The organism is Psychrobacter piscatorii (genome assembly GCF_904846415.1).
In the GTDB taxonomy this organism is placed as follows: domain Bacteria; phylum Pseudomonadota; class Gammaproteobacteria; order Pseudomonadales; family Moraxellaceae; genus Psychrobacter; species Psychrobacter piscatorii.
Genome location: NZ_CAJHAR010000001.1, coordinates 155,331 through 169,002, shown reverse-complemented (window position 1 = coordinate 169,002; position 13,672 = coordinate 155,331). Strand labels below are relative to the sequence as shown.

The window sequence follows — 13,672 nt, the reverse complement described above, 5'->3', positions numbered from 1 at the left end:
AGCATAGTGCTTATCTACTACAGCCCCTTTATATATTCAGGGAGATATAACGCAAGAACCCCCAATGTAAGATTGGGGGTTTTATTTGAAATATACCTTAGCGAATTGGGTAAGTAAGTCTTGTCACATTACCATTTGGAGTAGTCGCTATTACTGTAAACTCATCACCAACTGAACAGTCTTTCAACTTGAATGTAGTAACAGTTCCCAAATTATCTCCAGGACTACCAGTAGCAACGTTAGCAGGTACTTTTTCTACACCAGAGCGAATCTCAGCTGAACAAGAACCATTTTCGCTCTCTACCTGAATGTCATCAGACGTTGGTGGAGTATCTCTTTCTAAATCTTCAAAAACATATGTGCCATTATTATTTTCTGTAGCTGTATATGTGTTTCCATCAAGAGTGAATTTTAGAATGCGTCCAGACCCTACACCGCTAAATAAAATATCATAAGTATTAGCTCGACCAGATGGACTCACATCAATATTAATCGAATCAGAATCAGTGTTATCAGTAGCCGTAGCACTAATCGTAGTGCCAGAAGGCATAGGGTTTAGATCATAAAAACCATCACTATTCATTCTTATCGAAATCAGGCTGTTATTAGCATAGACTTCTTGCGTTTGCGCATTGAGTTGGGGAGCGATTATCGTGAATCTAGCATCCTTATCAGCAAGCAAAGTAATACCCTGATAACGTACTACAGCATCCAAATCGTTATTACAGGTATTAACTTTATTTGGCGAGACAAACTCACCAATGTAATTTGCCTTATACTGCATTCTTTTCAAATCAGATAACGATGGAAACTTAAGATTAATATATCGATCAAGGTTATTATCACATGACTCGCTAGCACTCGTCGTTAACGGATAAGTAAACTCACCAAGTTGATAAGTGCCGTTTTCATTGTCATCACGGAAAGTATCTCCAATATTATGAACTAAAATATCGGTATCTTTGTCCCAAGCGTTATTTTGATTCAAATCAATATACTCTTTTTCACCTTCCGCTACCGCTAGAATGCTCACACGCCCATCACCTGGACGTGGATTTTGCGTTGAGAAAGTGACCGAACATACACCATTGCTAGTTGGACAGCTTGAAGTTACCTTGCCACCTTCGGCAGTAAAGTTAATGACCGTACCATCAGGTACTGCATTGCCATTACGATCGACCATACGCGCTGTAATATTACTAGTATCGCCATCTAAAGACCAATCCAAAACATTCTTTTCCCATGATAGGCTAAGGCCCGTCTGAGTCACCCTTGAACTTGCAATAGAGATATTTTTTGATAGGGCATTGATGCGAGGATCACTATCCAAAGTAGCTTTTATTTCTACGGGTCCAGGCGTTGTGCCTGGATAAATATTAACTGATACAACACCATTACTATCAGTAGTAGCAGGTATATTAGATGTATTGCCAAGTACACCAAAAGTTAGCCCTAACGGAGATTTCTCCAAGGACAAAGTTACATCGGCGTTGGCAAGCGGCGTTCTATTTGAAAATACAGTAAACTCAACTGCGCCTGTTGCTGAGGAGCCACTATTTTGAATACCTAGCGTTAGATCATTAGCTGTATAGACAATGGAAGTCGCTTCAGGAGCCTGTATAGAAATACTAGCCGATTGAGTAACATTACCGGTATTGGCTGAGATTCGCACGGCACCACTACATAAAGTGTTATCGATGTTAATGGCTTTGTACACAAAATTTATCATACCATTTTCATCAGAAGTGACCTGCTCAGGTAGCTGACCACAAGCAGCATTTAGGTTAACCAGCACACCGCTGATGGCGTTACCATTTGTATCAGTGGTTTTTAAAGATACAGCTGTCTGTCCACCTGCATTCAGTTGTGAGTCAGTAACCTGTAACGCACTCAAACTCACATTAGTCGCCTGCACTGAAAAAGTCAGGTTATCAATCGCGGTATTATTACCATTACTCGCATTCGCAGTAATAATATAAGCGCCCGAAACATCAGGAGCATTAGGCTTTAAAAATATACGAGCTTCGCCATCACTGTTCGTTAGAGTAGATCCTGATGTTGTTTGTGACAAAGCAATGCCTTCGGCATCGATTGAAAAGCTCACTCTAGCACCAATAACAGGCTCACTATTATCGTCAGTTACTAAAACTTCGTAGTAAGCCCCTTCTAGACCAATAGCATTTATTGGGTTATTGTCTGCATCTACCAATTGACTACTACTAATATTTAAAGCACCCACTGGAACTTCTGTACCGCCACCATTATCCGTACCAGGTAGTTGCACGCCAGTATCAGGCTCTGGCGCAACCGTATCTGTGCCCCCACCACCACAACCCGCCAAGGCCAATGATAAAGTTAGCGCTGTCAGTTGAAACAATTTAGAAGTAGGTAGCGAGGGATATGACATGTTTTTGACTCCGCATGAGCAGTGATTTATGAAGCAAAAAGGCAGAAAACCATTACACAGAATTAAATAAGATTGGTAATGATACTTAGATTTACAGTGATACCGATGTATTAACAGATTGTATTAAATATATAACAGCAACTTTACTGACTTTTGTTATAACTTACAACTAAAAATTAATCTTTACTATTAAACAATCAACAACATAGCGCGCTCATTTCAGGGTATAATAGCCCTCCTTTAATTCGACAGTTATTGTAAAAATATTTGAGTATTCATCTGTTTTATGGTATAAATGTCGGCTTTAAAATTTTCTGAATTGGTCAGCCTGTTATTTGCCTTTAGATAACAGCAAAACCAGCTCAACCTTCATATAGTTTTGTTTGGTGCAAAGCTGCCGCTTGCTGTGTCCATGCCGCAAAAACGTGCAACTTGCCCAGACTGGTATGAGAAAAACTCATACCTCATAGATTAGGAGTTCGCCATGTCTCGAGTTTGCCAAGTGACTGGAAAGCGCCCTATGGTGGGTAATAATGTTTCGCATGCAAACAACAAAACCCGTCGTCGCTTTCTACCAAACCTTCACAACCATCGTTTTTGGGTAGAGTCTGAAAACCGCTTTGTACGTCTACGTGTGTCTACCAAAGGTATGCGCATCATTGACAAACTTGGTATCGATAAAGTGTTAGCGGATCTACGCGCACAAGGTCAAAAAGTTTAAGTTAAAAATAGCAGCTGAGTGATGACTCTCATCATTTAGGCTGCTGTTTTGCTACATTATAGGTAGCGACTTATTCTTCTAGACACATACCTATCGTTTGAAGACCCCTCATTTACAGGAAAGCTATCATGAGAGATAAAATTAAATTAGTATCAACAGCTGGTACTGGGTATTACTACACCACTACTAAAAACAAGCGCACTATGCCTGGCAAAATGGAAATCAAAAAGTTTGATCCAAAAGTACGCCAGCACGTGATTTTTAAAGAAGCTAAAATCAAATAATCTTCATTTTATGAATGATATTATTTGAACAAAAAAAGGGTTTATCAATTGATAAACCCTTTTTTCATGCTTGTATATTTAGCTATCTTCAGCTCGCTAATACACTAAAGATCAACTGTAGTGCGTTGGTTCTTTATCATACACATGCGCATGCCACTTACTCATCTGCTTTTGCATAATGACCTGAATCGCAGCATGAATCATATGTTGACCAATCGCCTGAGTATCACTACCAAGTAGTTCTTTGAGCTTATCGGAGAAATCAATCGTCATCAGCGGCGCTTCGTCTTGCTCGGCATCACGCAACAACAACCTGCCATCATCTGCTTCCACCAACTCTAACGTGGTTTCTTTGGCAAATCCTGCAAACTGATCGCTACTTTCGTTGTCTACTTCTATATCATTATCGATATCATATGGCATTAATATGTTCCTTATTATCCCGTTTAGTACTGGTAGAGAAACTAGTCATTGCAAAGCAGTTATTGATTGAAAACAAACTCATTCGGCAAATCTATCATCTTACAGTAACGCGGGTAAATCTGTCTTACTCATACAATGGACGCTTTAACACTAGAATTCAAGGGCTATCACATAAGTCTTCACTATAAAAACAAACTTGAATGCCTTGCAATAAGGACACATTAGCGCCAATAGCGCAGTTTCGCTAACGTAAATAAGAAAGCAACGAACATCCCAAGGTAATAGACCAGCTTTAGCTCAAGGGTGGGATCGCGGTATTTAAAAGGCAGAGCAACAGTCGCCGTTGCAGTCGGAAGTATCAATAACATCAGCAGCCAGTTCTCAATCACATTGAGCCAACCCTGTAGATCCGTCCCGTTACGCAGTGAAGCGAGCCCCATTAACAAACACGCGATAATTAAGCTGGTAAATAAGCCATTTGGTAAATCTTTTGGATAGATAATTTTGGCAATACTGGCCGGTACAATTCGCATATAAAATTCCAGCCATGCTTGCAAAGCAAGGCTTAACGATTAAAAAGGTATAGAAAATAGCTTATAAAAATATTACGACGCTATATTTATGAATAGATATTATCTTTGTGCTAAAGCATTTAACTATAAGTACCCATCAGCCATAGCATCAATATACAAGAGGTCAAATAGCCCAAACTAATGGCATTCCAACTCTCGATATGCAGGCCTTTGACTTTATTGAGTATGCGAGAACCCACCCAAAAAAATAGCGGAATACCTAACATAAATGCAGGCACAATGACCGCAGCATGGCGCAGCACTGTTCCGACATCATCACCCACCATCAAACGAAAGCCATAACCTGCCAAGCTCAGTACCAGTGCAAACATAGCCATGCCAATGGTAATACCTTTCGGCACCAAGCTACGTTGCGGTGTTCCACTTCTTGACTGCCTAACCTGCTGATTCAACGCTTCATGAGAGTTTGCTTGCTCAGAAGGCTCTGCCGAACTGCTAGAATTTTTTGTGTCCATATTTCACCTTTACGTGACTGACCGTTATATAGTCATAAGTTATACAGCACATTTTAATAGTATTGTTGGATGGCTAATAGCGTTTTATTAACCATCCAACACTTGCTAGCTGTTGTTGGCTAATGCTAACTCTGCTCGCATCTCATCAATAGCCGCTTTATAATCTTCTTGATTAAAAATCGCAGAACCCGCGACAAACATGTCAGCCCCTGCTTCAGCAATCGCACGGATATTACTGGCTTTGACACCACCATCAACTTCCAATCGAATGTCTCGACCACTAGTAATGATACGCTGACGTACCTGACGGACTTTATCTAAAGTACTATCGATAAACGACTGTCCACCATAGCCAGGATTCACACTCATCAATAAAATCTGATCTACTTTATCCATGACGTAATCAAGATAATGTAATGGGGTCGCTGGGTTCAATACCAAACCGCACTCTGCGCCGCCATCTTTGATAAGTTGAAGTGAGCGATCGATATGAGCGCTGGCCTCTGGATGAAAGGTAATGATACTAGCCCCTGCTTCCAAAAACTGCTCAATCATACTATCGACAGGTGATACCATTAGATGCACATCAATTGGCGCTTCAACACCATAGTCACGCAATGCCTTACAAATCATGCTACCAAACGTCAGATTGGGTACGTAATGGTTGTCCATCACATCAAAATGAATCACATCAGCACCCGACTCTAGTACCTTCTCTACTTCTTCGCCCAACCGCGCGAAATCAGCTGAAAGGATCGATGGGGCAATAAGGTAAGGTTTAGCAGGACTGTTCATAATTGGGCTACCTAATTCATGTTTGTATAAGATATGGATAGATTAAAAAAAATTCTAATCGGCTCACATATGCTGCGAGCCTTTGACATATTGATGTTAAATACTTAGTTGTTTAGCGCTGCTTGTATTGGGTCTTACAATAAGCACGGCCAACTTCAAAAGAGCGCTTTGCCTCATGCTTGGTAGCGCGATTACTCACGCGCTGACGCCATAAGCGAAACGATGACGGCTTTAGCTCTTGGCGCATGAGTTTGATAACCGCAGTCTCATCGAGACCATAGCTATGCTCTATCGCACCGAATGGCGTTCTATCTTCCCACGCCATTTCTATCACGCGAGATATTTGTACCTCATCAAGTACTCTATCGCCCGTATCATTGACGGTTTTTGCAATCAGCTCGTCTGACTTAATCTGAGATAATTGATCATTATCAGTCGTATTACGTTGTTTTTTTGCCAAAGCGGCATCCATATCAGCCTGCATAGTAGCCTTTGTAGCGCTAGTATCTGCTGACTTATTCTTTGAGTTAGAAGCTGTCAAATCTTGATAACTTGCCATAAAAATCACCTGTTGAGCATGAATGAGATCGTTAAAAATGTATCACGGTTGTCCGCACGGTATCTTAACTCAGTTGAGCCATATGCCAATGATGCTCGATATGATCGCTCATCATGCTTTGTATAAAATAATAGCTGTGATCATGTCCAGCGTGATAACGTAGTGTCAATGGTTGCTTGGCTTTTTCGCAGGCCTCTTGGAGTTTTGACGTCTGCAGGTGGCCCTCTAAGAAAAATTCATCAGCACCGCCTTGATCCACCAAAATACTGACATACTGCTGGCCTGCGCGTGCAACGATTTTTGAGGCATCAAAATGTTCCCATAGGGCTTTGTCGTCGCCGAAATACTCGGTATACGCTTGTTGCCCCCATGACGACTCACTGGCTGCACACACAGGCGACATGGCTGAGACACTAATAAACTTACTGGGGTGTTTGAAGCCTAATAACAATGACCCGTGTCCGCCCATTGAGTGTCCCATGATACCCATATTGATAATTGGGAACTCTGCACGTAGCAAATCATACAACTCATCAACGATGTAGGTTTCCATATTGAAATGCTGCGCCCATGGTGCTTGAGTGGCATCTACATAATAACCTGCACCTTGACCAACAAAATAGCGCTCATCATCAGCCACATCGATATCAGCATGGCTACGTGGAGAAGTATCAGGGGCAATAAAAATAATACCAAGCTCACTACATTTTTGTTGAAAGTGCCCTTTATGCGTCACATTGTCCGCGTTACACGTCAAACCCGATAGATATAATATCGCAGGACAACGTCTCCCAGCCAAAGCTTCATCAGGCAAATAAATGCTGAACGTCATTGGGGACTGGGTGGCTTTTGATTCATGGCTATAATAATGCTGCTCACCATTAAAACAGCGATTCACACTTTTTTGCGTAAGCTGCTTATTGTTAGACAAACTATGACTATAAGAATTCTGCATGAGTGATATCCTTTTTATTCAAAAAACCAACGATAGCGTTTAATAAGTGCTCGTTATTTGATACTAGCATTTGTCAGTTACTAGATCATTTCTCATATTTATTCGGCAGCTGTATCTACTTCGCCTACCGATAGATTAGTATTAGTTTCAGGTAAAACATTAACGGTCGTAGAAGCAGCATTATTCGTAATACTTGCAACTGAAGGACGCGCTTTATCAAACAGCACTTGCTCAAACGCAGGTAAGGCGGTTTCCATTAAACTGCCGATTACCATCTGCGGCTCTGATGGCTCAAATCCCATTGCGCTCTCACGCTCATTGACACGTATACGAGCATCCTTGAAAGCGGACTCAAAACTGGTATTTCCTCGCAAACTTTCAGCAAAAAATGCTTGACCAAAATACGTCATCTCAGCCGTATTGGTACAGCCAAACGATGCTTTGTCAGCGGCTGATGCCGTTATCACCACTGTGGTCGGAGACGCCAGTTCATCGATGAATGATCCCGAATAACAAGCAGACACTACGATCACGCGCCAGCGAATACCCGAAGCATCCAGCGCTTCACGAAGCCATGCAGCATCTAGATTGTCCATCGCGATTGGCGGATTCGCTAACTGAACGATATCCTCGTTACCATGTGAAGACAACGTCAAAAACAACACATCTTCGTCAGCATTCATCTGCTGACCGATTTTCTTTAAGCCGCGTAAAATGCTGGTTTTGGTCGCAATTGGCTCGTCCATCCAGCTATACGTATTGTTAATTAAAGACAACGAGTGCCCGCTGGTCCCAAAGCGTACATCAAACAGCTCACGTACTTTATTGATCTCAGAACGAAAGACGTTTTGACCAGAGAACCCTGCCACACCCATAAAGTACCAGTCGGTTTTGCCATCGATACTTGGGTCTATACTATTTAATGCTTGCTGTAATAAACGGGGCTGCTCATATAGTGCCGCCTCTTCCAACACAGGCTCTACTGGAATTTGCTTAAATATAGGCTGATCAGCGACATTGCGCTGCCAGATCGTCAACAATGCCACAGCACCAACTAGGATAATAATTCGCTCCCACCATGGTATGCGCAGGCGACGAGAAAAAATCCATAGCAAAGCAAGCGTCTGCCATAAAAACAATACCAAAAATAGTATGGGTAAAAACGAGTAACTCCACTCAGGTAACCAGCCATAGCTACCAAAAAACTGTACCAAACTCTGCAATAATGCAGATAAGGTATCAGCAACCAACCAAAGAACAACAGGCACAAAAACCAGTGTCTGATTGCTCGCTCGCCGTGCCAAGATAATACCACTTAATAAAATAATCATCGGCCAGATCAAATAACTGACCAAGCCTTGCTCATTGAACGTGCTGCTACTTTCAGCCGCTAACCACGAAAATAGGACGTTACTACCAAGTGCCAATAAGGCAAATACAGCAAACTGTATAAAAGTGGGCTTTACCCAAGAAAACGCCCGAGTTGAACCCACCAACATCCACAAAGTTGCGATAATGTTGGCAGCGAAATTAAGCGAAAAACGCTGGAGCGATACGGTTTTTAACGACGTAAGTGACAAAGACTTAGACCTCTAGCCAGTCGAGAAAAATAAAATGACCCAATGATAACTATCATGATGTCGTCGCCGTTTGATGTAATCGACTTACGATTTTTTCACGGCTGTAGACATCTATTTATATTGAATTCACGATGGAATGTTTATCGAAGATGACTAGCACTGCCTAATAGTTTAGCTCGCTAATCTATCGCGATTGTAACGGATTGTCGGTCAAGAGGATAAGGATGATTTGTAAAATTCATTCAAATATGACCATAAACCTCAATAAAAAAGGAGGCCTTGCAGACAAGACCTCCTTTTACATCAATTACCAGACATTATCTCATCAATAGCTCATTAACGCGCTTTAGATAAGCGGCTGGATCTTCTAACTGACCGCCATCGGCTAACAATGCTTGATCAAAAATGACTTGCGCCAAATCATCAAACTGCTCGCTGCTCTCAAGCTTCTTAATTAATGGATGATCAGGATTGACCTCTAGCGTGGGCTTACTTGCTGGCACATCTTGACCCATTTGCTGTAGCATCTGAATCATTTGCGGTGATAGCTCGCCTTCACCAACGACTAAGCAAGCAGGGCTATCAACCAAACGCGTTGAGACTTTGACATCTTTAGCACGCTCACCTAACGCAGTTTTAAGCTTATCAACGATAGGCTTTAAAGTTTCTTCGGCCTTCTCTGCTTCGGCTTTTTCTGCTTCGTCTTGCAAGTCGCCCAAATCTACCGCGCCTTTTGCGATATTTTGTAGCGGTGTGTCATCAAATGAGGTTAAGAAATTCATTGCCCATTCATCAACACGGCTGGTCATCAAAATAACTTCGATGCCTTTTTTCTTAAACAGCTCAAGTTGCGGGCTGTTTTTTGCTGCAGCTAGATTATCAGCGGTGAGGTAGTAGATCGCTTTTTGGCCATCTTTCATTCGGCCTTTATAATCTTCAAAGCTGGTCTCAAGGCCATCTTGGGTACTGGTAGCATAACGCAATAGCTTAGCAATACGTTCTTTATTACCGGCGTCCTCACCTAGACCCTCTTTGATGACATCGCCGAACTCTGCATAGAACTGCGCAAATTTCTCTTGCTTATCACTGTCTTCGCTATTGGCAAGGCTGGCCAGCAAAGTCAAGATACGGCGAGCGTTACCATCACGAATAGATTTTACATCACGTGACTCTTGTAGTAGCTCACGGCTCACGTTCAATGGCAAGTCTGCTGAATCGATGACCCCTTTCACAAAACGCAAATACATCGGTAGCAGCTGCTCAGCTTCATCCATGATAAAGACGCGCTTCACATACAGCTTTAGACCATGCTGCTGCTCGCGAGTGTATAGATCCATTGGTGCTTTTTTAGGGATGTATAGTAGCTGCGTGTACTGTACACGGCCCTCGACACGGTTATGCGTCCAAGTAAGCGGCCCATCCATGTCATAAGAGATATTCTTATAAAAATCGACATACTCATCATCTTCAATTTCAGAGCTAGAGCGAGTCCATAGTGCACTGGCTTTGTTGATGGTTTCCCACTCATCAGTGAGTACCATTTCGCCACCAGCAGGCGTGTCATCGTTTTCGTCTTCTTTTACGTCTTCTTGCCAGATCTCTTTACGCATCTGAATGGGCAAGCTGATATGGTCAGAGTATTTATTAACCAAGCGCTTGATTTTGCTGCGATCTAGGTAGTTATCTTCGCCCTCGCTATATTCTTCTTTTAGGTGCAAAGTAATCGCCGTACCGCGTGTGTCTTTGGTAATAGGCTCAACAGTAAAGCTACCAGTACCATCTGATACCCAGCGCACGCCTTTATCAGCAGGCTCACCCGCTTTGCGCGATTCAACACTGATGGTATCAGCGACGATAAAACCAGAGTAGAAACCAACACCGAACTGGCCAATCAGTTGACCGTCTTGTTTTTGTGATTCAGACAATTTATCCAAAAATGCTTTGGTGCCTGACTTAGCAATCGTACCCAAGTTTTCGATGGCATCGGCTTCATTCATACCAATACCGTTGTCGGTAAAGGTAATGGTTTTAGCTTCCTCATCGACAGCAATGCGGATTTTTAATTCGCCATCATCTTCATAAAGGCTGTCATCATTGGTAGCTTCAAAGCGCAACTTATCGCAAGCATCCGACGCGTTAGAGACGAGCTCACGGACAAAAATATCCGCATTAGAATATAGTGAATGCGTGACCAAATGCAGCAACTGCGCCACTTCCGCTTCAAACGTATGTTTTTTTAATTCTGGATTCAGACCTTCAGCTTGAGTTGCTTCACTCATAAAAACTCCTTTAAATTCTATGAAAGACCTATTATCAGATAACGATATACTCACTAAAGATGCTCACATAATGTTAGAGAACCTGCCGTATGTGATACCGTTAAACTGTCTATACTAATAGGGGCATTGAGAAAAAATTCAAGCTCAAAAGCCCTATTCAATAAAAAACACCGCGCTTGTTTATCAAGGTGGTGTTCTGGTATCGATCATTTTTTAGCGTAAGAACGAAAGCTAACCGCTATTCTGAATAAATCTCTATCAATAACTCCCAAATAGTTGTTAATTTTTTTGAAAATTGAGTATGTGCTTTCATAGTAACCTCTATGTCGATTGATATCGTCTGGTTGGTAATATCTTCTTATTAGTTACTATTAAAACCATTTCTCCAATATTTGTATAATTAATTGATTATAAGATATCGTTTCGTTTTCCAAAATCACTAGATAGTTGATTCTTTCTTTTTTAACGTGGCATCGGGCGAATGGTGAGAATTTGTTCACTACGACCGAACGGCCCGTATACATCGTGCAATACTGCACTGGTCAACCCAATACCATCATCGCCATATTGTTGTACGGCTTCGATACCGAGCCAGCGACCTTTTGGGAAGCGATGCATATGGATTTGCAAATCCGTATTGGGGAACATCCATTCTAACTTAGACAACCCAAGACCCAATCTTGGTACAACACCATTGGCAGTATCGACCATACCTAATAGATGCACCAAGTCATCAGTCAGCTCGCCTTCCACCATATCAAAATCATTGGTAATCCATACCATGCCGCGTCCGGGACGACGATCCTCTGTCGCCACCAAACGTACGCTCTCGATAAAGCCGCCCGGCCAGCCTTTCATGTCTTCCCAAACGGGCAACTCTTCAGGTTTGTATTTTGCTGGTTGATCTTCAAGTCCGGCAATCTCGCTGGTATCTTGCGTAATCAGTCGCCATGCTCTTGCAATGATGGCATCACGGCCTCGGCTACTCATAACTGCTTCAATCAATTCAATAGTCTTACCTGGTCGGATACAGCGAGTAGTGATGGTAAAGTCATCGAGCGGTATCAGGCCCAAAATATCAAGACTGACACGAGCTATACGGGTATTGGCTTGCGGCGCAAAGTTATTAATCTCAGCTGTCAGAAGACCTGTAGCTGGTGCCATATGCTGCTCGTGCTCATTCCAAGCGCCTTGTGCATGCTTGGTTGGCTGGTAATGCGCCACACTGACGCCGTCCTCTGGCTGTTCGCGTTTAATAAATTTGTAATAAGCAGTCATAACTATCCTATATTTGGCACTTTCACCTGTATTTTTTATTTATGTTTGTACTTTCTATTTATGGGTAAGCTCTTGTTTTCTTAGCATAAGAATACCGCGAGCTTTTTGTATGAAGAACAGTAAGCAAATCATTATGACTGCGAGTACAGCGTAAAGAACGCTTTTTTCTGCCATAAACTTCATCATATTCATAAACAGTACAAAGACCACTGCTACCATGACGAGCATATTGAGTTTCAGTTGCTTGTTCACTTCAGCGAGCGTGGCTTCTGCCAATACAAATCTGGCTTTTGGTTCTTTCATGCGAGCTTATCCATATAAATGACGATTCATACAAATACGAGGGCGTGTCCTAATTACTTACCAACTTGGGTGACAGGAATCCGTAAGGCTTTTGGCAGACTGAACGTTACGTTTTCCTCAATACCAGATAGCTCACTAGGTAGATCGCCACCCCAGTCCTGCAACTGCTGCAACACTTCTTGGATCAACACTTCAGGCGCGGATGCTCCAGCAGTCACACCGATACTCTGCACACCATCCAACCAACGCTTATCCATCTCACTAGCGTTATCGATTAAATAAGCACGGCAATTCATACGCTCTGCTAGCTCGCGCAGACGATTAGAGTTTGACGAGTTTGGCGAGCCGACGACTAAAACGACTTCGCAGCGACTGGCCAAATCTTTGACCGCATCTTGGCGGTTTTGGGTGGCATAACAAATGTCGTCTTTGCGAGGGCCTTGAATACTAGGGAACTTTTCACGCAGTGCATCAATCACGCGAGCCGTATCATCCATAGACAGGGTCGTTTGGGTCACGAATGCCAGACGTTCGGCATCTTGCACGGTCAATGCGGCCACATCGCCTTCATCTTCGACCAGATGAATCTGCCCACCATGGCGGCGATTGAAGCGCCCCATTGTACCTTCGACCTCAGGATGTCCGGCATGTCCTATCAACACCGCATCCATACCGTCTTGTGCAAACTTTGCCACTTCGATATGTACTTTAGTCACTAATGGGCATGTTGCATCAAACACTGTCAAATCACGTCGCTCAGCCTCATCTTCAACCGCTTTAGAGACGCCGTGAGCGGAGAATATGACGATGGAGCCGTCCGGTACTTCGTGAAGTTCTTCGACGAATACCGCGCCCCGATTGGCCAAATCCGACACCACAAATTTATTATGTACAACTTCGTGACGGACATAGATGGGTGGCTCAAAACGTGTTAGTGCTTCATTAACAATCGCAATCGCACGGTCCACACCAGCACAAAACCCACGGGGATTGGCAAGATAAATTTGCATAAAAAGGCCTATCGTCGGATAATTTATATC

Annotated in this window: 14 protein-coding genes; 2 read left to right on the top strand and 12 right to left on the bottom strand. The window is 42.7% G+C overall.

Translation table 11 applies throughout. The features are described 5' to 3' along the window. Positions 1 to 97: 97 nt before the first annotated feature. The gene (locus tag JMX83_RS00765; protein ID WP_201598120.1) at positions 98 to 2,407 is read right to left on the bottom strand and encodes an Ig-like domain-containing protein; all 2,310 of its coding nucleotides are present in this window, start codon (positions 2,405 to 2,407) and stop codon (positions 98 to 100) included. A 484-nt stretch (positions 2,408 to 2,891) separates the two neighbouring features. Between JMX83_RS00765 and rpmB the strand changes: the two genes are divergently transcribed. Further along, positions 2,892 to 3,128 carry a 50S ribosomal protein L28 gene (gene rpmB / locus JMX83_RS00760; RefSeq protein WP_057761372.1) on the top strand — a complete coding sequence of 79 codons (237 nt, stop codon included), beginning with the start codon at positions 2,892 to 2,894 and terminating at the stop codon, positions 3,126 to 3,128. Positions 3,129 to 3,256: 128 nt separating this feature from the next. Next, positions 3,257 to 3,412: a 50S ribosomal protein L33 gene (rpmG, locus tag JMX83_RS00755; RefSeq protein ID WP_010201403.1), complete on the top strand. Its 156-nt coding sequence runs from the start codon at positions 3,257 to 3,259 to the stop codon at positions 3,410 to 3,412. Between the two features lie 111 nt (positions 3,413 to 3,523). Here rpmG and JMX83_RS00750 read toward each other — a convergent pair whose 3' ends face one another. The 11 genes from JMX83_RS00750 to ispH all read right to left on the bottom strand — a co-directional run bounded on the left by JMX83_RS00750 (position 3,524) and on the right by ispH (position 13,642). After that, positions 3,524 to 3,835 carry a hypothetical protein gene (locus tag JMX83_RS00750; RefSeq protein WP_101205798.1) on the bottom strand — a complete coding sequence of 104 codons (312 nt, stop codon included), beginning with the start codon at positions 3,833 to 3,835 and terminating at the stop codon, positions 3,524 to 3,526. A 221-nt stretch (positions 3,836 to 4,056) separates the two neighbouring features. Then, positions 4,057 to 4,368 carry a hypothetical protein gene (locus tag JMX83_RS00745; RefSeq protein ID WP_058024609.1) on the bottom strand — a complete coding sequence of 104 codons (312 nt, stop codon included), beginning with the start codon at positions 4,366 to 4,368 and terminating at the stop codon, positions 4,057 to 4,059. Positions 4,369 to 4,487: 119 nt separating this feature from the next. Further along, positions 4,488 to 4,883: a hypothetical protein gene (locus tag JMX83_RS00740; RefSeq protein ID WP_406947608.1), complete on the bottom strand. Its 396-nt coding sequence runs from the start codon at positions 4,881 to 4,883 to the stop codon at positions 4,488 to 4,490. Positions 4,884 to 4,988: 105 nt separating this feature from the next. Further along, positions 4,989 to 5,678 carry a ribulose-phosphate 3-epimerase gene (rpe, locus tag JMX83_RS00735; RefSeq protein WP_201598118.1) on the bottom strand — a complete coding sequence of 230 codons (690 nt, stop codon included), beginning with the start codon at positions 5,676 to 5,678 and terminating at the stop codon, positions 4,989 to 4,991. Positions 5,679 to 5,790: 112 nt separating this feature from the next. Then, positions 5,791 to 6,072 carry a TIGR03643 family protein gene (locus tag JMX83_RS15400; RefSeq protein ID WP_343828960.1) on the bottom strand — a complete coding sequence of 94 codons (282 nt, stop codon included), beginning with the start codon at positions 6,070 to 6,072 and terminating at the stop codon, positions 5,791 to 5,793. A 229-nt stretch (positions 6,073 to 6,301) separates the two neighbouring features. After that, complete coding sequence (fghA, locus tag JMX83_RS00725; RefSeq protein WP_201598112.1) at positions 6,302 to 7,192, bottom strand: S-formylglutathione hydrolase; 891 nt, start codon at positions 7,190 to 7,192, stop codon at positions 6,302 to 6,304. 98 nt (positions 7,193 to 7,290) lie between these two features. Further along, positions 7,291 to 8,772, bottom strand: a complete 1,482-nt coding sequence (locus JMX83_RS00720) for a C13 family peptidase (RefSeq protein ID WP_201598109.1) — start codon at positions 8,770 to 8,772, stop codon at positions 7,291 to 7,293. Between the two features lie 317 nt (positions 8,773 to 9,089). Next, on the bottom strand, positions 9,090 to 11,051 hold the full coding sequence (gene htpG / locus JMX83_RS00715) for a molecular chaperone HtpG (protein WP_201598106.1): 1,962 nt from the start codon (positions 11,049 to 11,051) through the stop codon (positions 9,090 to 9,092). Positions 11,052 to 11,513: 462 nt separating this feature from the next. Beyond that, positions 11,514 to 12,329, bottom strand: a complete 816-nt coding sequence (locus tag JMX83_RS00710) for a thioesterase family protein (protein ID WP_201598104.1) — start codon at positions 12,327 to 12,329, stop codon at positions 11,514 to 11,516. A 54-nt stretch (positions 12,330 to 12,383) separates the two neighbouring features. Continuing rightward, positions 12,384 to 12,632: a hypothetical protein gene (locus JMX83_RS00705; RefSeq protein ID WP_201598095.1), complete on the bottom strand. Its 249-nt coding sequence runs from the start codon at positions 12,630 to 12,632 to the stop codon at positions 12,384 to 12,386. 53 nt (positions 12,633 to 12,685) lie between these two features. After that, positions 12,686 to 13,642, bottom strand: coding sequence for a 4-hydroxy-3-methylbut-2-enyl diphosphate reductase (ispH, locus tag JMX83_RS00700; RefSeq protein WP_057761392.1), 957 nt, complete (start codon positions 13,640 to 13,642; stop codon positions 12,686 to 12,688). Positions 13,643 to 13,672: the final 30 nt, after the last annotated feature.